The sequence below is a fragment of the Allochromatium palmeri genome (assembly GCF_009720725.1).
Taxonomy (GTDB): domain Bacteria; phylum Pseudomonadota; class Gammaproteobacteria; order Chromatiales; family Chromatiaceae; genus Thermochromatium; species Thermochromatium palmeri.
The window spans coordinates 1-25,015 of the sequence record NZ_WNKT01000021.1 but is presented as its reverse complement, the minus strand read 5'-3'; the positions used below and the strand labels follow the sequence as shown (position 1 = coordinate 25,015).

Genomic DNA, 25,015 nt, shown 5'->3' with positions numbered 1-25,015 from the left:
AAACCACGGGTTCTCCGATTCGATCATCTCCACCACCTCAACAGGAAGCCAAAAAGATGCGCAAACAACCTTTATTCAAACGCCTCGCTGCCCTGGCTGCCCCGCTTGCAATGGCGGCGGCACTGTCTGCTCCGGCGGCCGTGAGCGCCAGTGACTACAACATGGAACACTTCTGGTCGGCCAAGCCCGAGGGTACGGCGTGGGTGAACAACTATGGCGAGTGCTGGCAGAGCCTGCATGGTCCAAGTGACCTGGAGCCCTGTGTCGCCGCCGCACCGCCGGCTCCCAAGGAGTTCACCGTGCGTCTGAACTTCGAGTTCGACAAGTACCGCATGGAGAACGTCGTCAATGATAACGAACTGCGTCGTCTCGACGACTACATCGCCCAGGTCAAGAACTCTGAAGTGCAAGAGCGCATCTCGCTGACCGGCCACACCGACGCCAAGGGTTCTGATGCCTACAACTATCAGCTCGGCCAGCGTCGCGCCGAGGCCGTGCAGGACTATATGATCAGCCGTGGTATCTCGCCTCAGGACATTGTTTCGGTCGAGAGCCGTGGCAAGTCTGACATGCTGCCTGGAGTCGACATTTACTCCGTCGAGCAGCGTCGCGTGCGGATCAACGCCGACTACTGATCGTTGACCCATCCCACGATCGGGGGGTGCCGCCGCCAATCGTGTGACGGCGCACCCGATCGACATAAAGGCACCGATCCTGCGTTTGACAGCTCGATGCCCAAGTCCTCCCTCCCAAGTTTCTGAGTCCAATGAGCCTCATCCCCCCGACTGGGGCTTATGGCGGGGCCGGTCATGCTTGCGCGTGATCGGCCTTTTTTAGCTTGAGGGCGTTAAGCGTTTAGGCGATGTCTTTCGAATCCTTCGTCGAGCTGCATTGGTGGATCTGGCTGTCGACCATGCTGCTGTTTGGCCTCTGGCGCCTTGGTAAGGGCCTGCTTCAGGGGCGTTGGCTCGCCGAGCGTCTGCCGGTGCTCTCGGCGGTGCTGGATCTGGCGCTGTTGCCACTGGTGCTGCTGGTGCTGGGTGCCCTGACCGATCTGGCCGCGCGTACCCTGGGTCTGGATAGCACGACCGCGTTGATCCGAGTCGCCACGCTGGGCCTGGTCTATGTGATCAGTGGCTGGCTGGTGGCGCGCCTGATCGAGTCCATCCTGGCGGCCCGGACCGAGGCGCTGGTCGAGCGCATCCCTAAACTGATGATGGGGCTCATCCATGGCGCCTTCATGTTCATCGGGCTGGCGTTCTTTCTCTGGAGCCAGGACGTCTCCTTCACCGGGGTCTGGCTGTCGACGGGTGTGGCGGCCGCCGTGCTCGGTCTGGCCTTGCAGCGCACGCTGGGCGATCTGTTCTCAGGAATCGCGCTTGGCATCGAACGCCCGTTCAACCTGGGCGACTGGATCGAGCTACCGGACGGCATCGTCGGTCAGGTCATCGATCTGAACTGGCGCGCCACGCGGCTGCGTGGCTGGGACAATGCCACCCATGTCATCCCCAATTCGCGCATGGCCAGCGAGTCGCTCAAGAATCTCCACGGCGACCAGCATCTGTTCGCGCCCTGGTATTTCGTCAAGATCCCGTCCGAGGTCGATCCACGTTTTGCGACCGCACTGATCCTGGATGCCGCGCTGCGCTGCGAGTCGGTCCTCAAGTTTCCGCATCCGATCGTGCGTCTGGCCGACGCCACCACGGTGCCCTATAGCTATATGGTCTGGGTGCATCTGCGCAACTATCCGGCGATGTTTCGCGGGCGCGAGGAGCTGTTTCGCGAGATCCACTGGGCTTTGCAGCGTGCCGGCATTGGTCTGGCACCTGAAGTCCGCGAGATGCGCACCCGACGCGCGCCAGAGGTCCAGACCGAACCGCCGACCATCCTCCTGGCACTCAAGGGACTCGACATGGCCGGATCACTGACCGCTGAAGAACTCGAACAGATGGCCGCGCGTGCCGTCTATGTCCACTTCGACAGCGGCCATGTGATCCTCGCCGAGGGGGCGATGAGCGATGCCTTCTATGTCGTCGTCGGCGGACTGGTCGAGGCGGCGATCACGCTTCCGGATCGCACTCGCACCGTGACCGAGGTGCTGGCACCCGGCAACCATTTCGGCATCACCACCATGCTGGCTAATGAGCCGTCATTCCTGGAATTGCGCGCGCGCAGTGATGTCAACCTGATCCGCATCGACCTCGAGGTTTTGCGCACTCTGCTGGCGAATCGGCACGAGCTGGCCGAGCATCTGGCGCGCATCGTCAAGGAGCGCATCGACGCCGCTGAGGCGGCACGCGCGGCCAGCCGTCAGCCGGTCGGGCGTCTGAGCCTGCGCGACATCCGGCAGCGTATCGAGGGCTTGCGCGTGCGTCATCCGCGCGTGCCGCGCCGGTTCTGAACGGTTCAGCCAGGCGCGAGACAGTGCGCCTGACCGTCATCGACGATCCGCACCTCGGCGGCCTGGAGTTCGGCGTCCCAGCGCCAGTCCTCGACCGGGGTCTCGTCGAGCGTCAAACCGGCCGGAGCCTCGGGCAGATGCAACCGCAGGATGAGGCTACGCGGCGCGGGCTGGTAGTCGCCCCGCCGCGCCGCCAGCGTGAACACCGCTCCCTGTGACAGCGGTGCGATGCGGGCATCGGTCTCGGCGAGCGCGCCGTCCTGATAGGCGAAACTCTCGCCATCGTCCTCGATCAGCGTCCAGGTGCCTTCAGCCGCGTCGTCCGGGTAAATCTCCAGCATGAGTTCGCTGAGCGGTTCGGCGGTCGACTGGCGGACATTGCCCAGCGTCAGGATCGAACCGCCGCGCACCAGGATCGGCATGGCCCCGAGCGGGGCGTCCATCACCAGCGGACCCGGACCCGCATCAAGCCGCGCGCCGGAGCGGAAGTCGTACCAACACCCCGGCGGCCGTTCGACCAGACGCCGTTTGAGCCCGTGCGCGCGGATCGGGGCGATCATCATCTGCGGGCCGATCATGATCTGATCCTCGATGGCGTAGAGATCGGCCTGATCGGGGAAGTCGAACAGCAGCGGACGCCACCAGGGTTCGCCGTCACGATGGGCGCGATGGGCGAGGGTGTAGAAATAGGGCAGGAGTCGATAGCGCAGTTCGATGGCTTGGCGGGCGATGGCTTCGATGTCGGGGCCGAACGACCAGGGTTCCTGCGGTCGGCTGTCGCAATGGGCGTGGACGCGCATAAAGGGATAGAAGGCGCCCAGCTCGATCCAGCGCCCATAGAGTTCGCCGAAACTGTGACCGTAGAAACCGCCGATATCCACGCCGACGTGCGGCGCACCGCACAGACCCAGGCTGGCCAGTTGCGGCAGGCTGGTCTCCAGATCCTCCCAGCGCGCGCTGTTGTCGCCCATCCAGCTCGCCGCCCAGCACTGGGTGCCGACGAAGGCCGAGCGGGTCAGCACCCAGGGTCGACGTTCGGGACGCAGTCGCTCCAGTCCCTCCCAGGTCGCGCGCGCCATCAGGTGTCCATAGAGATTATGGGTCTCGGCATGGAGCGCTTCGCCCTCGTCGCCCTGACAGACCGCCAGCGGGACCGGATATTCAGTCACGCCTGGCTCGCGATAGGGTCGATCGACGATCGATGGCTCGTTCATGTCGCACCAGATGCCATCGACGCCGATCTCGATCAGCGACCCATGCAGATCGCCCCACCAATGGCGGGTGCGCTCGCTGCAGAAGTCCGGAAACAGCGACTCGTCGGGCCAGACCCAGCCGCTGAACAGCTCGCCATCGGCGCGGCGCAGAAAATACTCGCCCGCCACGCCCGCCTCGGCCACACCGTAGCCGGCTCCGAGATCGTGCTTCACGCCCGGATCGACGATGGTGACGGTGCGAATCCCAAGCGCCTGGAGTGCTGCGACGGTTGCGGCCGGCTCGGGGAAGCGCTCGTGGTCCCAGGTGAAGACGCGATAGCCGTCCATGTAGTCGATATCGAGATGAATCGCATCGAGCGGGATGGTGCGCTGACGAAAACCCTCGGCCAGGGCACGCACGTCGCGGTCGGTGCCATAGCTCCAGCGCGACTGATGGAAGCCGAGCGCCCACAGCGGCGGCAGCAACGGACGGCCGGTCAGGCGCGTAAGCTGCTCGACGACCGCCGCCGGGGTCGGGCCGGCGAAAATGTAGTAATCCAGCTCGCCGCCCAGCGTGAAGAGCGTCAGCACATCCTCGTATTCGCGCCCGACATCGAAACCGCTGAACCAGGTCGAGTTCAGCAGCAGGCCCCAGGCCAGACCCGGACGCACCGCCATGAAGGTCGGCTGGGCCTGATAGAGATTGTCCTCGCCCAGACCATGACCGGGCACGACGCGATCGACCGTCCAGTGGGTCAGACGCCGATGGCGACGGTCGAGTCGTCCATCGCGCTGACCGAAGCCGAAATAGCCCTCGTCCGGGGCCATGCGCTTGCGCACGCCGACACCGATGCGCGCCTCGCCGGGCGGCAGTTCAGTATCGGGCAGATGTTGCAGCCGCGTCTCCTCCAGGCTGACTTCGCGCCAGCCGGGTGCACAGAGATCTTCAGCAAAGACCTGACCCTCAGGTGTAGTGAAGGCGAGCACCCCGCTACTCAGGTTGATCCGTGCGCTCAGCCGCTCGGTGCCGATCCAGAGCTGGCCGTCCTCTTCGCGGACCGAGAGTCCGGCCGGCGCCAGATCCAGGACCGGACTCCAGGGGCGGGGGGCGGCAAAGCGTCCATTGGGCGCGAACCGCAGACGCAGGATGTCGGGTGCGACCGCCTCCAGACGCAGGAGGCCGTGTTCATGGCGGGTGATGCAGGCTGTGGCTTCGCTGACCCAATCGAGCACGGGCATGGGGGCGGCAAGCAGTGGATCGTCCATTGCGGATTCCTCATCGAGTGTGCGTCGACGTTCGTCCGAGAACCGGGGTCGACTGAAAGACCGATAGGAGGTCACCGATTATTCAGTATCATGCCGCGCGATCCAAGCGCGGATCCGTGCTTGGACCAAAACAGCTAATCGCCTTCGACTTCGTGCCTGTGGTTAAATGTCAACCCTATGTTTCATCCATTGCCACTCTATATCGGCCTGCGCTACACCCGCGCCAAGCGCCGTAATCATTTCATCTCCTTTATCTCCGGAACCTCGATGGTCGGGATCGCGCTGGGGATCGTCGCCCTCATCGTGGTGCTGTCGGTGATGAACGGGTTCCATAAAGAGATCCAGCAACGCATCCTGTCGATGGCCTCGCATGCGACCCTGACCGATCCCTATGGCGGCATCGCCAACTGGCCCGAGGTGCTGGAGCAGGTGCGTGCCAATCCGCATGTGCTCGGCGCGGCACCGTTCGTCGAGATCCAGGGGATGCTGGCCAGCGGCGCGCAGGTGAGCGGGGCGGTGGTGCGCGGCATCGAGCCAGTTGAAGAAGACGAGGTCGCCGATCTGCGCCAGCACATGATCAACGGCTCGATCGACGATCTGGTCGACGGTGACTTCAATATCATCCTGGGTCGGGATCTGGCTAACTATCTCGGCGTGGGGCCGGGCGACAAGGTGACCGTGGTCACGCCTCAGGTCAGCTCGACACCGATCGGTGTCATGCCGCGTCTCAAGCGCTTCACAGTCAGCGGGATCTTCGCCGTGGGCATGGCTGACTACGACCGCAGCGCCGCCTTTATCCATCTGGCCGATGGCGCACGCCTGATGAGCCTGGGCGAGTCGGTCGGCGGGGTGCGGCTCAAGCTCGACGACATGTGGCAGGCGCCGCGTCTGGCGCGCGAGATCGCTTATGAACTCGGCGGTGTCTATCGTCTGGTCGACTGGACCCAGGTCCACAGCAACTTCTTCAGCGCGCTGGCGATGGAGAAGCGGATGATGAGCATCATCCTGTTTCTGATCGTCGCCGTAGCGGCGTTCAATATCGTCTCGACCCTGGTGATGGTGGTCACCGACAAGCAGTCCGACATCGCCGTGATGCGCACGCTCGGCATCTCGCCAGCACGGGTGATGGGCATCTTCATGGTCCAGGGCACGGCCATCGGGTTGATCGGTACGGTGATCGGCATGGTCGCGGGCGTGCTCCTGGCGCTCAATGTCGAGCCGGTGGTGGCCGGGATCGAAAGCCTGTTCGGCGTCCATTTTCTCGATCCCGATATCTATTACATCAGCGCGCTGCCCTCGGACGTCCACCTGGTCGACGTGCTCAGGGTCGGCGGCGGGGCCTTTCTGATGTCGGTCCTGGCGACACTCTATCCGGCCTGGCGCGCGGCCAAGACCCAACCGGCGGAGGCGCTGCGTTATGAATGAGTCAGCCTCAGTGCTGGAGGTCCGGGATCTGGTCCAGACCTTCCATCAGGGTCCGCAAGCCGTCCAGGTGCTCAAGGGCGTGAGCTTTCGGATCCAGCCCGGCGAGCGCATCGCGATCGTCGGTGCCTCCGGGTCGGGCAAGAGCACCCTGTTGCACGCCATTGGCGGACTGGAGCGTCCCACGTCGGGGCGCATCCAGTGGCGCGGCGAGGATATCAGCCGGCTCGGCGAGGCCAAACTCGGACGTCTGCGCAACCGGCATCTTGGTTTCGTCTACCAGTTCCATCATCTGCTGCCCGAGTTCACGGCACTGGAGAACGTCGCCATGCCGCTCCTGATCGGCGGGGCCAAGCCGGCCGAGGCGCGTGAACGCGCGTCACGGCTGCTGGAGCGCGTCGGACTGGGTCATCGCGGCGAGCACAAGCCGGGTGAGCTCTCCGGGGGTGAGCGTCAGCGCGCGGCCGTCGCGCGGGCGCTGGTCACCCGTCCGGCCTGTCTTCTGGCCGACGAGCCGACCGGTAACCTCGACCGTCACACCGCGAGCGGAGTCTATGAACTCATGCTCGAACTCAACCGCGAGATCGGCACCAGTCTGGTCATCGTCACCCATGATCTCGAGCTGGCCGGACGCCTGGATCAGATCTGGCGGCTCGACGATGGGGTCTTGTCCGTCGATTTGAACAGCGCGCGATAACGCGCCCGCCGCCGCTCGACCTGGCGCACCAACTTCCAGCGCCAGAGCAGCCGGATCCCCACATAGCCGACGAGCGAACAGCTCGTCGCGCAGATCAGGCAGCCGAGCAGCAGCGGTTCCAGGATGCCGAGCCAGTTGTGCCAGTCGAACCAGAACTGGACACTGAAGGCCCCCGGCGGGATGTCGAGCATCCAGCAGCCCAGGATATAGGCGAAGTAGTACATGGCCGGGATGGTCAGCGGGTTGGAGATCAAGACCAGAGTGACGGCGATCGGCAGATTGACCCGCAGACGGATGGCCAGGGCGGCGGCGATCAGCAGGTGTCCGAGCGGCGGCAGGTACATCACGAACAGGCCGACCGCCACGGCACCCGAGACCGAGCGCCGGTTCAGATGCCAGAGATTAGGGTCGTGCAACAGTTCGCCGAAGACGCTCAGCCAGCGATGGCCATGCATCTCCGCTGGGGTCGGGATGACCCGTTTGAGCCACTTTCTCACAAATCGAACTCTCTCGATCACGGGGGGGCGGGCGCGAGTATAAAGCCAGAGGCGACGCTTAGGGATGCGGCTTGATGTCGGATTGGGCTTCGCGTTAGGTGTCGCCGGGCTGCATTGGCTGCCCGAGCTACCGCCGTGGTGGTTTGGGGTGCTGCTCCTATCCGTGTCTGCTGTTCCAGCCTGGGTCTGGCCGCGTGCGCGCTGGAGCCTGTTTGTCGCACTGGGTTTCTGTTGGGCCTGGTTCCACGCCTGTCAACTGCTGTGTGCGCCCTTTCCGGATGCGTTGGCGCGCGCGCCGTTGGTCGTCGAGGGGCGCGTGGCCTCGATTCCGAGTGTCGAGGCGCGTCGAACACGCATGCTGTTCGAGGTCGAGCGTACCTGGGAGGCCGACGGGACCGAGCTGGAATTCAGCGGTCTGATCCGGCTCGCCTGCTATCGCGACTGTCCGACGTTCCTGGCTGGCGAGCGCTGGCGTATCGCTGTCCGTCTCAAGCCGCGCCATGGATCGCTGAATCCAGGCGGCTTCGACTACGAGCGCTGGCTGTTCGAGCAGGGCATCGCCGCAACGGGCTATCCGCGCGGACGGGATACGTTCGAGCGTCTGGACGCTGGGCCGGGGGGCTATTGGTTGACCCGCTGGCGTCAGCGTCTGGCCGCGCATCTGGCTGAGGTGCTGGACGGCTCGCCACAGCTCGGGCTGATCCAGGCCCTGACCCTTGGCGAGCGTGGCGCTCTGGCCCGCGAGACCATGGAGACCTTTACCCGCACCGGCACGAATCATCTGGTGGCCATCTCGGGGCTGCATGTGGGATTGGTGGCCGGCGGCGTCTTCTGGCTGGCGCGCTGGCTGTGGTCGCTGAGTGCGCGCCTGACCCTGATTCTGGCGGCTCCGCGCGCGGCGGCGATCGTCAGCCTGCTGGCCGGGTTCGGCTATGCGGCGCTGGCTGGATTCGCCATCTCGACCCAGCGTGCGCTCATCATGCTGGCGGTGGTGCTGGGGGCGCTGTTCTGGCAGCGCACGCTGCGGCCCTATCAGGCCCTGACGCTGGCGCTGGTCGGCGTGCTGGTCTGGGATCCGGGGGCGGTGCTTTCCTATGGCTTCTGGCTGTCGTTCGGTGCCGTGGCCCTGCTGCTGTGGCATCTGGGGCAGCGGCTGCCGAGTCGTGATCTCTGGACACGCTGGGGGCGGGCGCAATGGGCGATCGGTCTCGGTCTGCTGCCGCTGCTGTTGCTGTTCTTCGGTCAGGCCTCGCTGATCGCGCCACTGGTCAATCTGGTGGCGGTGCCGCTGTTCAGTGTGCTCATTCTGCCGCTGGTGCTGATCGCCAGTCTCCTGAGCGTCGTCCCTGTCGCTGGATTCGATGCGCCATTGCGGCTGGTCGCCGATGGACTCGGCTGGTGTCTGCATGGTCTGGACTGGCTCGCCGCGCGGCCCTGGTCAGCCGCGTCTCTGCCCGAACGTCCGTTCTGGGTCTGGGCGGCAGCGCTGTTGGGCGCTGTGTTGCTGCTGGCGCCGCGCGGTCTGCCGGGGCGCTGGCAGGGGCTGTTTCTGATGCTGCCCTTGGTCGCGGTGCGACCGGCGACACCAGGCTGGGGCGAGGTCTGGTTCAGTCTGCTCGATGTCGGTCAGGGGCAGGCGGTCGTGGTCGAGACCGAGGGCGGTGTGCTTGTCTACGACGTGGGACCGGCCTATCCGGGCGGTTTCGACACGGGCGCGATGATCGTCGCCCCCTTTCTCCAGGCGCGTGGAATCGCGCACATCGACCGACTCGTTATCAGCCATGCCGACCGGGATCATGCCGGCGGTGCGTCCGGTCTGCTGGCGCGTGTGCCCGCCGGGCGTATTCAGACAGGTGAACCCGAGCGGTTGGGGCTGGCCGGCGCCGAACCCTGTGTGGCCGGAGCGCACTGGACCTGGTCGGGTGTCGACTTTCGTCTGCTGCATCCGCCGCGCGCCGAGGTTGGGGTCGATCTCAAGGGCAACGAGTCCTCCTGTGTCCTGGAGATTCGCGTTGGAGCACGGTCCATTCTGCTGACCGGTGATGTGGACGCCCGCACCGAAGAGCACTTGGTGGCACGTCTCGGGGCCGACTGGCGGGTTGCGGTCCTGATTGCCGGACATCACGGCAGCGCGACCTCGACTTCAGCGCGTCTGCTGGATGCGACGCGACCCGAGTGGGTGCTGTTCTCGTCCGGCTATGCTAATCAGTTCGGCTTTCCGGTACCTGTGGTGCGTGAACGTCTGGCCGAACGCGGGATTCCGAGCCTGAACACGGCGCTCGACGGTGCCATTCAGTTCAGGCTGGGACCAACGGGCTGGATCGATGAACCGCATGGATGGCGTGCGCGCGCCGGGCGGCTCTGGAGTCATCGCCCGTCATCCCGGACTCAGACCCAGGACCAGCGAACAGAGTAGGAGCGCCAGGGTCTCGGTCAGCTCGACCAGGGCGCCAGCCGTGTCGCCGGTGAAGCCGGAAAGACGCACGAGCATCGCCCGCCGCCCGATCCCGTAGAGCGCCAGCGCCGCCAGGGTCAGCGCCAACCCGACCCAGCCGCCGAGTGCCAGCGTCACGGCTCCGGCCGCCAGCACACTCAGCCCAGCCGCCCGTCGCGGCAGATGGTTGAACTGATCGGCGGCCATACCCTGTCGGCGCGCATAGGGCGTGGTGAGCATCAGGAGCGGCAACTGTGCCCGCGCCAGCATGGGCACGGCGAGCAGGGGCCAGATGACACCCGCCAGGATCAGCGTCTTCAACGCCGCCCACTTGGCGATCAGCACCAGCCCGATGAGCGTCACAGCGGCCGGACCACTGCGCGGATCCTTCATGATCTCCAGCGTGCGCTCGCGGCTGCCTAGTCCGCCGATCCAGGCATCCGCGCTGTCGGCCAGTCCATCGAGATGCAGGGCGCCGCTCGACCAGACCCAGAGCATCAGCACCAGAGCCGCCGCGACATCGACCGGCGCCCCGGCGAGGACCAGCGCCGCCAGCGCCGCCGGTCCGCCCATCAAAAGGCCGACAAACGGATACCAGGGGACCGAATGCCCGGTTTCGCTCGGTTGCGACGGACCGGGATCGGGGAAGGGCAGCCGGGAGAGGAAACGTCCGGCGATCCAAAGTGGGCGCAGTGTCATGGCAGAGAACCGTGAGCGATCAAACTCGGGCGCCCCGGCGGTGGATAGATCCGCAGCCGGGTGAGACAGGCGTGGGGGACTTCGAGTAACAGCAGCCCGGTGTCGGACATGCGCAACACCTCGGCAACCAGCACGCGGATAACACCACCGTGAGTGATCAGGAGTGTATGGGATTCGTCGTCGCCGTCGAGCAGCTCGTGCCAGGCCGCCAGCACCCGGGCGCGAAACTCCGCGAATGGCTCGGCGCGCGGTGGCGTGTAGCCGACCGGATCGTTCCAGAAGCGCTGGAGTTCATGGCTTGGAATGGTGTCGACGGGGCGGCCCTCCCAGTCGCCGAAAGCCCGCTCGCGGAATGCGTCCATGACGCTCAAGGGTAGGCCGCACGCCGCGGACAGTTCACGGGCAAAGTCGGCGCAGCGGCGCGCCGGCGAGGCGATGATCCGCGTCCAGCCGGTCGTGCCGACGCTGGCTGTCGCGCGTCGCATCTGCTCCCAGCCGAGCGCGCTCAATGGATCGTCGCGCTCGCCGCGAAAGCAGGCTCCGCCCTGGACATCGCCATGACGCAACAGATCGACCAAGGGTTCAGACATGACGGCGCTCTGGCGACGATGGGTCACTCATCCCTTGCTGACGCCCGCCTCATCGAAGGTCGCCATCTGTTGGTGCACGACACAGGCCAGGCGCAGCAGGGGCACCAGTGCCGCACCGCCCGTGGCCTCGCCGAGGCGCATCTGCAGATGCAGATAGGGATCGGCGTCGAGCGCCTCCATCATGTGCCGGTGCCCCGGCTCGGCTGAGCCATGCGAGAACAGCATCCAGTCGCGCACACCTGGGTTGATCCGTGTGGCGACCAGGGCCGCCGAGCTGATGATGAAGCCATCGACCAGGATCGGCAGTCCGCGTTGCGCGGCGCGAATGAAGGCGCCGGTGCTGGCGGCGATATCGAAGCCGCCGAGACGCCGGAGCAGTTCCAGTGGCCCGTGCTCGGGCCGGGCATGGAGTTCCAGGGCCGTCGCGACGACCTGGGCCTTGCGCGAGACGCCCTGAGCGTCGAGTCCGGTGCCGGGGCCGGTCAGGATCGACGCCTCCAGACCCAGCAGGGCGCAGGCGAGCGCGGTGGCCGGGGTGGTGTTGCCGATGCCCATCTCGCCGCAGATCAGGAGCCGTGCGCCCTCGTCGAGCGCGCGATCGACGCCTGCACGGCCGATGTCGAGCGCGCGGGCGAGCTGTTCGTCGCTCATAGCTGGCTCACGGGCGATGTTGCCTGTACCTGGAGCGAGCCGTTCGGAGCGCACGCCGGCAACCGGGCCGGGGTCGGTGGCGATGCCCAGATCGAAGATCTCCATCACCGCACCGATCGACTCGGCCATCACTGAGACGGCCGCGCCGCCGCGCGCGATGTTATGCAGCATCTGGAGTGTCACCTCGCGCGGAAAGAGCGAGACGCCTTCGGTGGACACGCCATGATCGGAGACGAATTGCAGGATGCGCACCGGATCGGGCGTGGGGGTTGCGGTGCCCTGCATCCCGGCGAGCCGGATCGCCATCTCCTCCAAGCGACCGAGTGAGCCGCGCGGCTTGGTGAGTTGGTCCTGACGCGCCCGTGCCGCGTCGGCAGCCTGGCGGTCGATGGGGCGGCAGGGTTCCTGGATCCAATCGAGAGTCACGTTCATGGGTGTGCGTTGGTCTTGATACGGTAGGGTTAAGTTTTGAGGTTTAAGATTTAAGATTTTGAATTTAAAGTCTATTCAAAGCGCATAACGCAGCGTCAGATAGACCGAGCGCCCGAGCTGGTTGTACAGATAGGCGGTCTCATACTCTTCATCCAGTACGTTTTCGAGCCTCGCTTGCAGGCGGAGTGCTGGATTGATCCGGTATTCGGCCCGCAGGTCGAGCAGTGCATAGCCGTCGAGCCGGTTCTTGTTGGCCAGATCGTCGTATCGCCGTCCGGAGACGAAGAGCGTGGCGCCCGCTGACCAGCGGTCGAAGCGCCGTTCCAGATCGATCTCCAGGCTCTGCTCGGGGCGGCGCGGCAGCAGATTGCCCTGATTGGGACCGGGCGAGCAGTTCTCGGGGTCGAGCAGCGTCAGGCTGGTCTGGAGGCTCCAGTCGAGATAGTTGGCGCGGGTCGTGGCTTCCAGTCCGCGAATGCGGGCGCGCTGGACATTGGCCGCTGCCGACAGGGCCGCATCATAGGAGATCAGATCATCGATGTCGGTCTCGTAGAGGCTCAGATCCCAGCGTCCGTCGATTCCCGGACCGATTGGCAGTTCGCCGGCGATCCCCAGCTCCCAGCTTCGTGAACGCTCCGGATCCAGGTTCGGGTTGCCGTAGTTCGGATAATAGAGATCGTTGAAGCTCGGTGCCTTGAAGGCGGTGCCATAGGCGAGCAAGATCCGGAGGCCGGTGTCGAACAGATAGCCGAGCGCGGCATTGCCGGTGCCGTGTCCGCCCAGCTCGCCATCCTCGTCCTGACGCAGACTGAGCTTGAGATCCACCGCGCCGAGACTGGCCTGATATTCGCCGAAGACGCCCAGATTGTCGCGACTGTCGCGGCTGTAGTCGACGCTGCCGGAGACGTGGTCGACGCGATAGTCCAGACCCAGCGTGGCCAGATGCGCCTCGGCGAGACGCCAGTCGTTCTGCAGCGAGAGACTGTCGCGCGTGGTCTCGAACTGGTCGACGAAACGCTCGTCGGCATCCGTGTCCGGATCCTCGAAGAACGATCGGTAGTTGTCCAGGCTCTGCCCGGCGGCCAGCGTCAGGGTCCAGGGCGCGAGCGGCTCGATGATCGCCTTGGCGCCCAGCACCTGCTGTTCGGAGCGCGAGACGTTGCCGGCGAAGGCCGAGCCGTCGAAGTCGAGCTGGCCCTCGGTGCGCAACAGATTGACTTCCAGCTCGGCCTGCGCGTTGAGGCGGTAACCGGCGCGCAGACTCAGTCCCAGGTTGCGATAGGGGTCGCGGTCGTCCTGCTCGACGCCACAGCTGGCAAAGGGCGTGGAGCGTCCGGAACAGGCATTGATGCCATGGGTTCGATCGAGGCTCGCGCCCAGATTGACCCAGCCGCGCTCGCCGCCGCCCGAGATCCCGGCGGCGACCTGGGTCGTGTGGAGTGTGCCGCCGCTCAGCGTCAGGCGCGGCGACCAGTCGCCGCCACCGCGCCGGGTGAAGACCTGGATCACACCGCCGATGGCCTCCGAGCCATAGAGGCTGGAGCGCGGTCCGCGCACGACCTCAATGCGCTCGATCTCCTCGATCGGCAGATCCTCCAGCGACGCGGTACCCGTGGTGGCCGAGCCGATCTTGACGCCGTCGACGAGCATCAGCACATGATCCGCGCTGGTGCCGCGCAGAAAGATCGAGGACTGATGTCCGGGTCCGCCGCTGCGCGTGATACTGACGCCGGGCAGTCCGCGCAGCAGATCCGGCACTGAGCGCGCCTGACGGCGTTCGATCTCGGAGCGGTCGATGACTGTGACCGAGGCCAGGGTCGTGTCCTGGGGTTCGGCGGTCCGGGTGGCGGTGACCACCACGGGTTCAAGTTGAGTGGGTGTCTCGTCGGCCAGGGCGAGACCGGCCAGCGGCACGCTCAGCGCCGCCAGCATCCAGGGATGGGACATCGTTCTTCGACTCCTTACGGTGAGTCAGGCACACCCGCCTGACTCGACAGGGTGAAGGGCGCGATGGGGAACGACGGATAGAGACGAGCGCGGAACCACTGGGCGAGCCGGGATCCTGGACGCACGGCTGCCGCCCCACGCGACCCCGTTCGTGGAGCCGGCCTTCGGTGGTTGGCTCGGCTCCGATCTCCTGGCCGGTCTCCGGGCTCACGAGCGGAGTGATGACACTCCGACGCGACGCCTTCCCATGAGCCTGTGCTCACAGTGGCCGTCATGTCGCGTCTTGACTCGTCTACCGTTGCGGGGGCAGCGCCGGCTTTCCACACGCGCGATGGGGTGGGGCACCGGCTTCCCGTTCAACCGCTTGGTAAAGACCACCAAGCGGCACCAGGGGATCAAAGGCGGCTATTAAACCGCGTTCGAGGTGAAATGACGAGTTTTTCGTAGGGGTTTTGTCTGTGAAAACCCCAGGCAAGCGGCCTCGATGATCTGATCCAGGCCGCCCTTGATGGCCGCGCGGTTTCCCGACACACTGCACGACTTGTTCCAGCGCCTGAGCGATCCTGATTCGGGCCGTACTCGATCTTTGGAATTCCAGTGACCGACATCCGTATCCGCCGCATACCCGACCACCATGACGTCATTCCCGCGCACACTCCGGACGAACTCCTGAGTGTTCTCTACGCCAGCCGTGGCTTGAGCGATCCAGCCGAGGCCGCGCCCGGACTCGCGGCGCTGGCGCCCGTGACGGCCCTGCGCGGACTCGACGCCGCCGTGAGCCGGCTGATCGAGGCGATGGAGTCCGACCAGTCCATCCTGGTGGTCGGCGACTATGACGCCGATGGCGCGACCGGCAGCGCGCTCGCGGTGCGTGGACTCAGGGATCTGGGCGCGCGCCGGGTGTCGTTCCTGGTGCCGAGTCGTTTCTCCAACGGCTATGGACTGAGTCCGGCGGTGGTCGAGGCGGCGCATGCCCAGGGCGCGGATCTCATCCTGACGGTCGACAATGGCATCTCCAGCGATGCGGCCATCGCGCGCGCCCGGGAGCTGGGTCTGAGCGTAGTGGTGACCGATCATCATCTGCCCGGCGACGCGCTGCCCGACGCCGATGCCATCGTCAATCCCAATCAGCCCGGCTGCGACTTTCCGAGCAAGCATCTGGCCGGGGTCGGCGTGGTCTTCTATCTGCTTGCCGCCCTGCGCGGACGACTGCGCGAGATCGGCTGGTTCGGTGCCGGTTGCCCCGAACCCAATCTGGCCGACCGGCTCGATCTGGTTGCGCTCGGCACGGTCGCCGATGTGGTCAGCCTGGATCGCAACAACCGTCTTCTGGTCGAACAGGGACTCAGACGTCTGCGTGCCGGACGTGCCTGTGCCGGCGTGCTGGCCCTGCTCCAGGTCGCCGGGCGCGATCCGGCGCGTGCGACGGCGGCTGATTTCGGCTTCTTCGTCGCGCCCCGGCTCAATGCCGCTGGACGCCTGACCGAGATGTCGCTCGGCGTCGAGTGCCTGCTGACCGATGATCCAGCGCAGGCGCGCGCGATGGCCCAGCAGCTCGACACACTCAACCGCGAGCGCCGGACGATCGAGGGCGCCATGAAAGAGGCCGCTGAGACGGTGCTCGATGCCCTGATCCTGGATGGCGAGTCACTGCCGCCGGGGCTGTGTCTGTTCGGCGAGGACTGGCATCAAGGGGTCTCGGGAATCGTCGCCGCGCGCATCCGCGAGCGGTATCATCGCCCGACGATCGCCTTCGCCGACGCCGGCGATGGCCGGTTGCGCGGCTCGGGACGCTCGATCGAGGGGCTGCATCTGCGCGATGCCATCGACTGGGTCGATCGGCGGCATCCGGATCTGATCGAATACTTCGGCGGACATGCCATGGCGGCGGGCCTGACATTGCGTCCAGGGTGTCTGGAGCCGTTTCGAGACGCCTTCGTCGAGGCGGTGCGGGTGCAGCTCGGTGATGTGCCGCCAACCCCGGAGATCCGCTCCGATGGCGCGCTGCCGGTCGAACTCATGACCCTGGAGACGGCCGAGGCGTTACGCGTCGCCGGTCCCTGGGGCAAAGATTTTCCTGAGCCGCGCTTCGATGGCGTCTTCGAGGTGGTCGAAGCTCGGATCGTCGGCGATGATCAGCGGCATCTGAAGCTCAAGGTCGCACCGCCGGGCGGGGCCGTGATCGAAGCCATCGGTTTTGGTCTCGGTGAGCGGATCGAGGCCGCGCGCGGTGCGGTGCGTCTGGTCTATCGGCTGGACGTGAATAGCTATCGCGGACGACAGTCGCTGCAACTGCTGGTCGATCATCTCCAGGCGTGACTGGATGCCAAGGTCCATCAAGCGAGTGAATTTGAAACAGTCTTTGACGCCGGGCGAATCGACGCCCTTGGCGTGGGTGGAAGTGCATGCAGATACATGATGACGCATTTGAATACGACGAGGACGGTCAGCCGCAAGGTCCGAGCAAGAGCCAGATCAAGCGTGACAAGCTGGCGCTCCAGGCGCTTGCCGAGCGCATGGCGTCGATGCCGCGTTCTGAGCTGGAGCGACTGAATCTGAGCGAGGCGACCTGGGTGGCGCTCGACGAGACACCGCGCATCAAGGATCTGCGCGCACGCAAGCGCCACTGGAAGCGCATCGCCAATCTGCTCGAACGCGAGAACATGGACGCCGTGCATGCGCTGGTGGACGGCGCCGAGGAGCGCGAGCGCGCGGCTACCGCGCATCATCATGCGCTGGAACGCTGGCGCGAGCGGCTGATCGACGAGGGCGACGGCGCCGTGACCGAGTTCATCGCGCACTGTCCGGAGGTCGACCGCCAGCAACTGCGCGCCCTGGTCCGCGCCGCCCAGCGTGATACCGAGCGCGGCAAGCCCGATGCGCCGCGCAAGCTGTTTCGGTTCCTGCGCGAAGCCCTCGACGGCTCTCAGGCTTTGAGCTGATCGTTCAAGCAGGGCTGGATCAGATCCAGGATGGCACGATGCACCCGCAGATTACCGGCGACCAGATTGCCGGTGTCGAGGAAGCGCTCGCCGCCCGCCAGATCGGTCACGGTGCCGCCGGCCTCCTTGATCAAGATCGCGCCCGCCGCGCAATCCCAGGACGACAGCCCCAGCTCCCAGAATCCATCCGTGCGACCGGCCGCGACATAGGCCAGATCGAGCGCTGCCGATCCAGGACGGCGCAGTCCGGCGGTGGCCAGGGTCATGGCTTTGAACATGCCGAGATAGGCGTCGATGTGGCGCTGATCGCGAAACGGAAAGCCGGTGCCGATCAGTGCTCCGTCGAGCGACTGGCGGTTGGCCACGCGGATCTTGCGATCATTGAGCTGAGCACCCTGACCGCGCGCGGCGGTGAACAGCTCCTCGCGTAGCGGATCATAGACCACGCCGCATTCGAGCTGTCCCTTGTTCAGCAGGGCAATCGAGACGGCAAACTGCGGGAAGCCATGCAGATAGTTGGTGGTGCCGTCGAGTGGGTCGATGATCCACTGAAAGTCACTCTTGCCCGCCTGCTCGCCGCTCTCCTCGGCCAGGATGGCGTGACTGGGGAAGCGTCCGCGCAACTCCTGGATGATGGCCGCCTCGGCGGCGCGGTCGACATCGCTGACGAAGTCGTTGCGGCTCTTGGACTCGACCTTGAGCTGATCGACCCGATCGGAGAAGCGCAGGATGATCTTGCCGGCACTGCGGGCGGCACGGATGGCGATATTGAGGCTTGGGTGCATCGGTTGCGGGATATCCAGGACGGTCGCTGTATCATAGTGGTCTTGAGACAGCGAATAGAGACTTGATGATTGAGTCACCCATGATAGACCAAATGACCGAGTCGCTGGCGCGAATCCGTTTCGTGCTGGTCGAGACGACACACAGCGGCAACATCGGCGCGGTGGCACGCGCTATGAAGACCATGGGTCTGTCGCGCCTGGAGCTGGTCGCCCCGCGCCAGCGGCCCGATGCCGAGGCACTGGCGCGTGCCTCGGGTGCCGATGATCTGCTCGAACGTGCCGGGATTCACGACACCCTGACCGACGCCCTGGCCGGCTGTCGGCTGGTCGTCGGTGCCAGCGCGCGGCTGCGTTCGATCGAGTGGCCGTTGCTGGAGCCGCCCGAGTGCGCCGCGCGTCTGCTCGCGGCCGCCGGGGAGGGCGAGGTGGCCCTGATGCTGGGACGCGAGAGTTCGGGGCTGACCAACGACGAGCTGGCACGCTGTCACTTTCTGGTCCATATCCCGACCAATCCTGACTTCAGCTCGCTCAATGTCGCCGCCGCCGCCCAGGTGCTCGCCTACGAGATCCGCCGCGCCGCGCGGGCCGCGACCGGCGAGCAGCTGACCGAGGCCCCGCGCGAGCTGGCGACGGCTGAGGCGATGGACGGCTTCTACGCCCATCTGACCGAGACCCTGGTCCAGATCGGCTTCAGCGATCCCGAGCAGTCGCGCACCCTGACCCGTCGTCTGCGCCGATTGTTCAATCGCGCCCAGCCCGATCGGGTCGAACTCAACATTCTGCGCGGCATCCTCAGCGCCGCCCAGGGCCGCAAGACGCCTGAACGCTTTGCCCGCTCGGACGAGACTCCACAACCGGATTGAAAGCGGGATCGCACCCACGAGGTATCGGGACATCCATGTTCAATCGAATTCGAGACGACATCCTCTGCGTCTTCGACCGTGACCCGGCCGCACGCAACGCCTTCGAAGTCCTCACCACCTATCCGGGCCTGCATGCCGTCATGGCGCACCGCATCGCCCACCGGCTCTGGCGGAGCGACTTCAAATGGCTGGCGCGCATGCTGTCGAACGTCGCGCGCCTGTTCACCGGCATCGAGATCCATCCGGGCGCCGTGATCGGCCAGCGTTTCTTCATTGACCACGGCATGGGCGTGGTCATCGGCGAGACGGCCATCATCGGCGACGACTGCACTCTCTATCACGGTGTCACGCTCGGCGGCACGAGCTGGCAGAAGGGCAAGCGCCATCCGACGCTCGGGCGCGATGTGGTGGTCGGGGCCGGGGCCAAGGTGCTCGGCCCGATCGACATCGGCGATGGCGCGCGTATCGGCTCCAATGCGGTGGTGGTCAAATCCGTCCCGCCCGGAGCGACTGCCGTCGGTGTACCCGGACGCATCATCGAACCCGAGCGCGACGCGACCACGCGCCGCCGTGCCGATACCGCCAAGCGCATCGGCTTCGATGCCTATGGCGCCACGCGCGACGCGCCCGACCCGGTGGCCAATGCCATCAACCGCCTGCTCGATCACATCCACCACATGGACCAGCGGCTCGAATCCATGTCACGCATCCTGGAGCATCACGGACTCATGGAGCACTTCGAGCACGACGCCGATCTGGACGCGCTGGAAATCGAACCCGCGACCCAGCCCGACAGCGCCCAGGCCGATGACCCAACGCGCGTTAGGGGTTAATTGATCGTCCTGCTCGGGTAACGTATGATGCCGGGCGTACGTCACGCAAGAGAGGTTGCCCGTGAGACTGACGACCAAAGGCCGCTATGCCGTAACCGCGATGCTGGATCTGGCCATCCATCAGGGACAGGGTCCAATCGCGCTGGCCGATATCGCCCAGCGGCAGGGCATCTCGCTTTCCTATCTCGAACAGCTGTTCGCCAAGCTGCGCAAATGTGGTCTCGTGACCAGCGTGCGGGGTCCGGGCGGCGGCTACAATCTGGCTCGAACCCCGGCTGAAATCCATGTCGCCGAGGTGATTGCGGCTGTCGACGAGAGCGTGGACACCACCCGTTGCGGCGGCGCGCACAACTGTCAGAACAACGGACCCTGTCTGACCCATGATCTCTGGCACGACCTGAGCGATCGCATCTACGACTATCTCAACCAGATCGATCTACAGACCCTGGTCGACCAGCGCGACAGCCTGGGCCAACGTCCGCCGACTACCTGTGCGGCGGTCGATGTCAAACTCGACGTCCAACGGGTGCGCCTCGGCGCCTGAGCCTGTTGGTCTGGATGGTCCGACGGCGGTTTGAGTCGTGTTGAACTCAAAGAAAAACTACTTCGAACTCTTCGATCTGCCGGTCGATTTCGCGCTCGATACCCGCGTGCTGGCCGAGCGCTATCGCGCCCTGGTGCGCGTGGTGCGGGCCGACTTTCTCAGCGATGAGGAAGACGAGACGGCGCGTTCGCTGGCCTGGATCGATCGGGCCTATCAAACGCTGACCGAGCCGCTGGCGCGGGCTGAATATCTGTTTCGGCTCTATGGCGCCGAGGAGACGGGGGCCGCGACCAGCGAGGAGGCGCCGGGCGCCCTGCTCGTCGAGGAGATGGAGCGCCAGGAGGCGCTGGTCGCGGCTACCAATCGCTCCGACCTGGAATCAGCCCTGTCCGAGGTGCTGACCCGTCTGGCCGAGCGCGGCGCGGCGCTCGACAAGGAACTGCACCAGCTCTTCGCCGATCCCTCGCCGCCCAATCTGAGTGCCGCGCGCGAGGTCGTGCGTCAGCTCCAGGCGCTCGCCCGCTGTCAGCGCGAGACCGAGGAGCGACAGGCCGAACGGCTCAAGCGGCGTCCAGACTGAGCCTGGCCCAGGCTGGACGCGCTTGGCCTGACGACCTAGAGCAATGGGCGCCTCAGCACTGCTCCCAGGGTAGCCCGTGGAAACGCCAGCCGCCGATGGTGCTGCGATGATGATGCTCGTCGAGTTCGCCCTCAAATCCCTCGTCGACATGGAACACCGACTTGAAGCCCTCGTGGATCAAGGCCCGGCCGGCTTCCAGCGAACGTTTGCCGCTGCGGCAGATGAGGATGATCGGCGCGCACCCCTGGCGTTGATCGCAGACCGCGCCGCCGAGCACCAGTTTGCGGATCTCGGTGACGAAGTCGGGGTTGACCACCCAGTCGGGTTCGTCGATCCAGGGGACATGGACCGCGCCCTTGGGGTGTCCGACGAACAGGAACTCCATGGACGAGCGGATATCGACCAGGATGGCCTGTGGATGGGAGTCGAGCATTTCGAGCGCTTCGCGGGGCGCGAGGCCGGTTGGTAAATCGTCGCTCATGGTTGGTGATGCCTCGTTTTGGTGGTTGGTGGTCATTGCTTGTTATCGTGCCTTGTCGGTCCGTGCCGGTCGGTTGCCGGACTGGCGCCGAGCGACCAGTGTAACCGCCGCGCATCGTCTGTCATCACGAGCAATCCGTTCGGGTGACTTGAATTTATCTATTGAATCGATAAGCCGAACCGTGCGAATCGGATCTCAGCGCGGCGGTGGAGGTTGGTGCATTGACTCGCCAAGCGAAGCGGGACTCGAACACGGTCAACGGGGCCGGGGACGCGACACGTCCCGGACAGGTGCTCAAGGAGCGCGGATTGCGTGTGCTGATGCAGCTCATGGCGCGTCTGCCGCTGCCGCTGATCCATCGGCTGGGGTCCGTCGTGGGCTGGGTGGTGGCGCGTTGGCCGAACCGGCAGCGACGCAATGCGCTGCTCAACATCGCGCTCTGCTTCCCGGCACTGACGGCTGATGCACAGCGGCGTCTGCGCGACCGCAATCTCGGCGAGTTCGGCAAGACCTATCTGGAAATCGCCTATCTCTGGCTGCGGCCGGTCGACCAGGTGCTGTCGCTGGTGCGCGAGGTGCGGGGCGCCGAATGGCTCACACGTCAGCCGGGGCAGGGACTCATCGTGCTCTCGCCGCATCACGGCGCCTGGGAGTTGGCCGGACTCTATCTGGCGGCTCAGGGCCGCACGGCGATCTTCTACAAGCCGCAGCGCTATCTCGACGACCTGATCCGCGAGTCGCGCGCGCGTACCGGGGCGGATCTGGCGCCGATCACGGCGCGCGGGATCCGGGTTTTGGTCGAGGCGTTGGAGCGAGGGGATTCTGTCGGCATCCTGCCCGATCAGGAACCAAAAGCGGATAAGGGCGCGGTCTTTGCGCCCTTCTTCGGGATTCCGGCCTTCAGCATGTTGCTGGTCAACCGGCTGGCGCGGCGGACCGGCGCGCCTGTGATTTTCCTGTTTGCCGAACGGCTGGTCGATGGGCGTGGATTCATCATCCACTGTCTGCCGGCGCCCGAGGGGATCGACAGCGAAGATGACAGTGTGGCGGCGGCGGCGCTCAATCGTGGCATCGAGCACTGCGTTCGCGTCTGTCCCGAGCAGTATCTCTGGCCCTACAAGCGTTTCCGTCGTCGCCCGGAGGGGATGCCCAAGGTCTATAGCGGGCCGCTCGATGACGGGCACGCGCTCGAACAGGCCCGTCGTGTGCGCGAGACCCTGGCGTTGGACCAGGGTCTCGCGCCCGTGTTGGATCAGACGTAGCGCGCCTCGCGCTTGACAGGCAGGCCGGCGGCTTCCCAGCCGGTGAAGCCGCCCGCCAGACTCAGGACGTCCTTGTAGCCCATCAAAAGTTGACGTCAATCGTCGGTGATATGCACATCCTGGCCGGCGGCGATCCGTTCGGCGGTCTTAGCGTTGATATAGTCAAAGGGGCTGTCTGGATACGTTTGATACTGCCGCTGGCCGACGTACTCCAGGAGCCCGACGAAGTGATAGCGGTAGAGATCGCTCTCGATGCGGGCGATCTCGCGGCCCTGATCGTAGAGCACCAGGGTTGGTCGATACGTGATCTTCAGCGTGTTGGCGAAGTCGCGGGCCGTAGTCGGCTGTCCGTCGGGTGTGATGATGGGCGTGTCGGCCAGCGCGTCGAGCCGGACCAGGACGAAGGGCGCCAGGGCAGCGTCGACTTCGGGGGCGGCTAGATGGCCGTCGTGCAGCGCGTTGCAGGCGAGGCATTGGGCATCCTCGAACAGTACGGCAAGCGGCTGGTCCTTGACCGTGCTCAGGTCGGTGAGTGACTGGAGGCGCGGATGCGGACGAAAGCTGTAAGCCCCTGTGCCTGTGCTGGTGATGAATTCGGCGAGCGTCTGGTTCTCATAGGCGCGCGTGGCGACATAGTCGAGCACGCGCTTGAAGTCTTCGGTGTTGCGATACCCATCGACCCGCGCGACCGGTTCGCCGGCGGCATTCAGAAAGATCACGGTCGGCGTATAGCGCACCCCGAGCCGCTGCGCTAGTTCCTTTTCGGGCAGGCTGGTTTCGGCGTCCAGCGCGACCTCACGATCCCCCTGGACATTGAGCACGATGACGTCGAACTTTTCCTGGATGAAGTCGCGGTAGGGCGCTTGGGCGAAGTTTTCCTCGACCATCCGCGCGCAATAGGGACAGCCGTTCATCTCAAGGAGCAGGATCAGATGCTTGCCCAGCTCGGTCGCCTCGTCGATGTCCTCGTCGATGTCGAGGAAACTCTCCTTGAACCAGTCCGGGTGGACCGACTGGCGCGCACCGAGAACCTTGCCGGCGGGAGTGGCGGTCTCGGCGGCCTTGGCGGCTTCCTCGGCGCCCTGAGCCAGGAGCGGCAGCGCGAGCAGGGCGCCCAGCGACAGGGCGAGGATGCGGGATCTGTGTGTGGACATGGCGCTTGCACTCCTCAATTGGACGTCGTTGTTATTGGATTTCGTACAATCGAGGTCGGATTCTGCGCGATCCGCGCGCCGGCTGGCAATGCCGAGCGGCAGAGTTTGAGCGCACACTCAGGGGCTTTTGATGGGGATCGCGACACTCTGCCCATTCAACACCAGTCGCGTCATCGCCGTGCGCGAATACCTAACCGGTGTCGGCCCAGCGGACTCTGTGCTCTTCATCGACCGTAGCCGGTCGGGGTCATCGAGCTGGGGCGCCTATTCAGGCATCTTCTCAGCCCCCGCAGCACTTTTTGTACTTCTTTCCACTACCACAGGGACAGGGATCGTTACGGCCAACCTTCTGTTGCTTGGCCTGGGCGCCTCCTGCGGTTTTTGCGGCCGTACCTGCATGCTTATGCCGATCCTCGTTGAAGCAGCCCCACCCGCTCATCTCGGCCACGGTATCCTTGATCGGCCCCCGCCTACGCTGCCTTGCCTCCCGCAGGGCATTCATTTTTCCATCGGCCATCACCTGCTGGACATCCTCCAGTCTGATCATGAACTGATCCACAAGATCATCGGCGAACACGCGCTCGATCTCCGTCAACAGCTCCTCCGGATAGAGATCACAGCAATTGATGATGAGCGCGTCCCAGATGAAATTTGGTTCTCGCTCCAGCTTGTGGTGGAACAAATCCCTGAAGTAGTCGATGACCTCCTCACGCGCCAGATCGCCCTGGAGGACGAGCGTGACCAGCGCGTGGAGACAGGCGCTACGGACGTACTCATTGACCTCGGGGTTCTCGATCATCGCTTTGATCGGATCCAGATCCTCGCCGCACACCGCTACCAGCATTCGATCCAGATCCTCGGTCACTATATCGCCGGTCAAATCAAGCGCGAAGTCGCCCGGCATCGAGAATAGCCTGACCAGCAATGGATAGGCCGCTGGCTCTCGAAACTGCGCCAAAAGGTACAGCGCATACATGTGCAGCATGGGGTAGGGTTCGCGGTTCGGGATTTCGGGCGCATTGGCCATTGCTTCCAGCGCCTCCAGCAGCATGGGAGTGACGGCTTCACGCTGCGTGATGGCCGCCTGAATTGCCGCTTTGGGGAAACGGCTACTGAAGAAGGCAAGCTGATCTTTGATGTCGTTGAGGTTCATCGGTCTTTACCCTTAACATCGCGATGCGCGTGTTTCGGCGCATTTTAACAGGCATCGGGATCCATTGAAGGCGTGGCGCGTGCGGGCTTCAGGCTCCGTACTTGGCCAGGATGTAAGCGTTCAGAGACCCCTTGACCGTCTGCGGTCTTCAAGACCAGGATAAGCCCCTCTTCACCGTCCGTTGAGCCC

The 25,015-nt window shown here is 65.1% G+C and carries 22 protein-coding genes and 1 riboswitch; of the genes, 12 read left to right on the top strand and 10 right to left on the bottom strand.

Going from position 1 to position 25,015, the window contains the following annotated elements:
• The first annotated feature begins 56 nt into the window (after nucleotides 1-56).
• A complete protein-coding gene (locus tag GJ668_RS10930) occupies nucleotides 57-635 on the top strand; it encodes an OmpA family protein (protein ID WP_155450183.1) in 579 nt (192 codons plus the stop codon).
• A 227-nt stretch (nucleotides 636-862) separates the two neighbouring features.
• Nucleotides 863-2,401 carry a mechanosensitive ion channel family protein gene (locus GJ668_RS10925; RefSeq protein ID WP_155450182.1) on the top strand — a complete coding sequence of 513 codons (1,539 nt, stop codon included), beginning with the start codon at nucleotides 863-865 and terminating at the stop codon, nucleotides 2,399-2,401.
• A 5-nt stretch (nucleotides 2,402-2,406) separates the two neighbouring features.
• Here the strand turns inward: GJ668_RS10925 and GJ668_RS10920 are convergent, their stop codons facing one another.
• Nucleotides 2,407-4,860, bottom strand: coding sequence for a glycoside hydrolase family 31 protein (locus GJ668_RS10920; protein WP_155450181.1), 2,454 nt, complete (start codon nucleotides 4,858-4,860; stop codon nucleotides 2,407-2,409).
• 177 nt (nucleotides 4,861-5,037) lie between these two features.
• Here GJ668_RS10920 and GJ668_RS10915 point away from each other — a divergent pair, with 177 nt between their 5' ends.
• The gene (locus GJ668_RS10915) at nucleotides 5,038-6,285 is read left to right on the top strand and encodes a lipoprotein-releasing ABC transporter permease subunit (RefSeq protein WP_155450180.1); all 1,248 of its coding nucleotides are present in this window, start codon (nucleotides 5,038-5,040) and stop codon (nucleotides 6,283-6,285) included.
• On the top strand, nucleotides 6,278-6,979 hold the full coding sequence (lolD, locus tag GJ668_RS10910; RefSeq protein WP_155450179.1) for a lipoprotein-releasing ABC transporter ATP-binding protein LolD: 702 nt from the start codon (nucleotides 6,278-6,280) through the stop codon (nucleotides 6,977-6,979). Before GJ668_RS10915 ends, lolD begins: the two co-directional genes overlap by 8 nt.
• On the opposite strand, the gene GJ668_RS10905 is transcribed toward lolD, so the two are convergent.
• Nucleotides 6,922-7,476 carry a DUF2062 domain-containing protein gene (locus tag GJ668_RS10905; protein ID WP_186343038.1) on the bottom strand — a complete coding sequence of 185 codons (555 nt, stop codon included), beginning with the start codon at nucleotides 7,474-7,476 and terminating at the stop codon, nucleotides 6,922-6,924. The two genes, lolD and GJ668_RS10905, sit on opposite strands and share 58 nt — an antisense overlap.
• A gap of 64 nt (nucleotides 7,477-7,540) precedes the next feature.
• On the opposite strand from GJ668_RS10905, the gene GJ668_RS10900 reads away from it, so the two are divergent.
• Complete coding sequence (locus tag GJ668_RS10900; RefSeq protein WP_155450178.1) at nucleotides 7,541-9,892, top strand: DNA internalization-related competence protein ComEC/Rec2; 2,352 nt, start codon at nucleotides 7,541-7,543, stop codon at nucleotides 9,890-9,892.
• Here the strand turns inward: GJ668_RS10900 and GJ668_RS10895 are convergent.
• The 4 genes from GJ668_RS10895 to btuB form a co-directional block, all read right to left on the bottom strand.
• Nucleotides 9,854-10,609, bottom strand: coding sequence for an adenosylcobinamide-GDP ribazoletransferase (locus GJ668_RS10895; protein ID WP_155450177.1), 756 nt, complete (start codon nucleotides 10,607-10,609; stop codon nucleotides 9,854-9,856). The two genes, GJ668_RS10900 and GJ668_RS10895, sit on opposite strands and share 39 nt — an antisense overlap.
• Complete coding sequence (locus GJ668_RS10890; RefSeq protein ID WP_155450176.1) at nucleotides 10,606-11,199, bottom strand: histidine phosphatase family protein; 594 nt, start codon at nucleotides 11,197-11,199, stop codon at nucleotides 10,606-10,608. The genes GJ668_RS10895 and GJ668_RS10890 overlap by 4 nt, the downstream gene beginning before the upstream one ends.
• A 27-nt stretch (nucleotides 11,200-11,226) precedes the next feature.
• Complete coding sequence (gene cobT, locus GJ668_RS10885; protein WP_155450175.1) at nucleotides 11,227-12,282, bottom strand: nicotinate-nucleotide--dimethylbenzimidazole phosphoribosyltransferase; 1,056 nt, start codon at nucleotides 12,280-12,282, stop codon at nucleotides 11,227-11,229.
• Nucleotides 12,283-12,357: 75 nt separating this feature from the next.
• On the bottom strand, nucleotides 12,358-14,229 hold the full coding sequence (gene btuB, locus GJ668_RS10880) for a TonB-dependent vitamin B12 receptor (RefSeq protein WP_155450174.1): 1,872 nt from the start codon (nucleotides 14,227-14,229) through the stop codon (nucleotides 12,358-12,360).
• Nucleotides 14,230-14,404: 175 nt separating this feature from the next.
• Nucleotides 14,405-14,636, bottom strand: a riboswitch (cobalamin riboswitch).
• A 190-nt stretch (nucleotides 14,637-14,826) separates the two neighbouring features.
• Between btuB and recJ the strand changes: the two genes are divergently transcribed.
• Both recJ and yjgA read left to right on the top strand, forming a co-directional pair.
• Nucleotides 14,827-16,548, top strand: a complete 1,722-nt coding sequence (recJ, locus tag GJ668_RS10875) for a single-stranded-DNA-specific exonuclease RecJ (protein WP_186343037.1) — start codon at nucleotides 14,827-14,829, stop codon at nucleotides 16,546-16,548.
• Between the two features lie 86 nt (nucleotides 16,549-16,634).
• Complete coding sequence (yjgA, locus tag GJ668_RS10870; protein ID WP_155450173.1) at nucleotides 16,635-17,171, top strand: ribosome biogenesis factor YjgA; 537 nt, start codon at nucleotides 16,635-16,637, stop codon at nucleotides 17,169-17,171.
• On the opposite strand, the gene GJ668_RS10865 is transcribed toward yjgA, so the two are convergent.
• Nucleotides 17,156-17,956 (bottom strand): inositol monophosphatase family protein, encoded by an 801-nt coding sequence (locus tag GJ668_RS10865; RefSeq protein ID WP_155450216.1) that lies wholly within the window; start codon nucleotides 17,954-17,956, stop codon nucleotides 17,156-17,158. The genes yjgA and GJ668_RS10865 overlap by 16 nt on opposite strands.
• Nucleotides 17,957-18,036: 80 nt before the next feature.
• Here GJ668_RS10865 and GJ668_RS10860 point away from each other — a divergent pair, with 80 nt between their 5' ends.
• The 4 genes from GJ668_RS10860 (at nucleotide 18,037) to GJ668_RS10845 (ending at nucleotide 20,776) form a co-directional block, all read left to right on the top strand.
• Complete coding sequence (locus GJ668_RS10860) at nucleotides 18,037-18,819, top strand: RNA methyltransferase (protein WP_155450172.1); 783 nt, start codon at nucleotides 18,037-18,039, stop codon at nucleotides 18,817-18,819.
• A gap of 35 nt (nucleotides 18,820-18,854) precedes the next feature.
• Entirely contained in the window at nucleotides 18,855-19,652 is a 798-nt protein-coding gene (gene cysE / locus GJ668_RS10855) for a serine O-acetyltransferase (RefSeq protein ID WP_155450171.1), read from the top strand.
• Between the two features lie 61 nt (nucleotides 19,653-19,713).
• A complete protein-coding gene (gene iscR, locus GJ668_RS10850; protein WP_186343036.1) occupies nucleotides 19,714-20,196 on the top strand; it encodes a Fe-S cluster assembly transcriptional regulator IscR in 483 nt (160 codons plus the stop codon).
• 37 nt (nucleotides 20,197-20,233) lie between these two features.
• Complete coding sequence (locus tag GJ668_RS10845) at nucleotides 20,234-20,776, top strand: iron-sulfur cluster co-chaperone HscB C-terminal domain-containing protein (RefSeq protein ID WP_343032207.1); 543 nt, start codon at nucleotides 20,234-20,236, stop codon at nucleotides 20,774-20,776.
• A gap of 52 nt (nucleotides 20,777-20,828) precedes the next feature.
• Here GJ668_RS10845 and GJ668_RS10840 read toward each other — a convergent pair whose 3' ends face one another.
• Nucleotides 20,829-21,257: a rhodanese-like domain-containing protein gene (locus tag GJ668_RS10840; protein WP_155450169.1), complete on the bottom strand. Its 429-nt coding sequence runs from the start codon at nucleotides 21,255-21,257 to the stop codon at nucleotides 20,829-20,831.
• 320 nt (nucleotides 21,258-21,577) lie between these two features.
• Between GJ668_RS10840 and GJ668_RS10835 the strand changes: the two genes are divergently transcribed.
• On the top strand, nucleotides 21,578-22,519 hold the full coding sequence (locus GJ668_RS10835; RefSeq protein WP_155450214.1) for a lysophospholipid acyltransferase family protein: 942 nt from the start codon (nucleotides 21,578-21,580) through the stop codon (nucleotides 22,517-22,519).
• 95 nt (nucleotides 22,520-22,614) lie between these two features.
• Here the strand turns inward: GJ668_RS10835 and GJ668_RS10825 are convergent, their stop codons facing one another.
• Both GJ668_RS10825 and GJ668_RS20580 read right to left on the bottom strand, forming a co-directional pair.
• Entirely contained in the window at nucleotides 22,615-23,673 is a 1,059-nt protein-coding gene (locus GJ668_RS10825) for a thioredoxin family protein (RefSeq protein WP_155450168.1), read from the bottom strand.
• Nucleotides 23,674-23,953: 280 nt separating this feature from the next.
• On the bottom strand, nucleotides 23,954-24,826 hold the full coding sequence (locus GJ668_RS20580; protein ID WP_246194792.1) for a DUF1186 domain-containing protein: 873 nt from the start codon (nucleotides 24,824-24,826) through the stop codon (nucleotides 23,954-23,956).
• Between the last annotated feature and the right edge of the window lie 189 nt (nucleotides 24,827-25,015).

Coding starts and splice junctions, on each gene's coding strand:
- GJ668_RS10925 (WP_155450182.1), top strand. CDS start 863: ATGTCTTTCGAATCCTTCGTCGAGCTGCATTGGTGGATCTGGCTGTCG.
- GJ668_RS10825 (WP_155450168.1), bottom strand. CDS start 23,673: ATGTCCACACACAGATCCCGCATCCTCGCCCTGTCGCTGGGCGCCCTG.
- GJ668_RS10890 (WP_155450176.1), bottom strand. CDS start 11,199: ATGTCTGAACCCTTGGTCGATCTGTTGCGTCATGGCGATGTCCAGGGC.
- GJ668_RS20580 (WP_246194792.1), bottom strand. CDS start 24,826: ATGAACCTCAACGACATCAAAGATCAGCTTGCCTTCTTCAGTAGCCGT.
- yjgA (WP_155450173.1), top strand. CDS start 16,635: ATGCAGATACATGATGACGCATTTGAATACGACGAGGACGGTCAGCCG.
- cobT (WP_155450175.1), bottom strand. CDS start 12,282: ATGAACGTGACTCTCGATTGGATCCAGGAACCCTGCCGCCCCATCGAC.
- GJ668_RS10840 (WP_155450169.1), bottom strand. CDS start 21,257: ATGAGCGACGATTTACCAACCGGCCTCGCGCCCCGCGAAGCGCTCGAA.
- GJ668_RS10930 (WP_155450183.1), top strand. CDS start 57: ATGCGCAAACAACCTTTATTCAAACGCCTCGCTGCCCTGGCTGCCCCG.
- GJ668_RS10895 (WP_155450177.1), bottom strand. CDS start 10,609: ATGACACTGCGCCCACTTTGGATCGCCGGACGTTTCCTCTCCCGGCTG.
- GJ668_RS10920 (WP_155450181.1), bottom strand. CDS start 4,860: ATGGACGATCCACTGCTTGCCGCCCCCATGCCCGTGCTCGATTGGGTC.
- cysE (WP_155450171.1), top strand. CDS start 18,855: ATGTTCAATCGAATTCGAGACGACATCCTCTGCGTCTTCGACCGTGAC.
- btuB (WP_155450174.1), bottom strand. CDS start 14,229: ATGTCCCATCCCTGGATGCTGGCGGCGCTGAGCGTGCCGCTGGCCGGT.
- GJ668_RS10865 (WP_155450216.1), bottom strand. CDS start 17,956: ATGCACCCAAGCCTCAATATCGCCATCCGTGCCGCCCGCAGTGCCGGC.
- GJ668_RS10860 (WP_155450172.1), top strand. CDS start 18,037: ATGATAGACCAAATGACCGAGTCGCTGGCGCGAATCCGTTTCGTGCTG.
- GJ668_RS10835 (WP_155450214.1), top strand. CDS start 21,578: ATGCAGCTCATGGCGCGTCTGCCGCTGCCGCTGATCCATCGGCTGGGG.
- GJ668_RS10900 (WP_155450178.1), top strand. CDS start 7,541: ATGCGGCTTGATGTCGGATTGGGCTTCGCGTTAGGTGTCGCCGGGCTG.
- GJ668_RS10915 (WP_155450180.1), top strand. CDS start 5,038: ATGTTTCATCCATTGCCACTCTATATCGGCCTGCGCTACACCCGCGCC.
- lolD (WP_155450179.1), top strand. CDS start 6,278: ATGAATGAGTCAGCCTCAGTGCTGGAGGTCCGGGATCTGGTCCAGACC.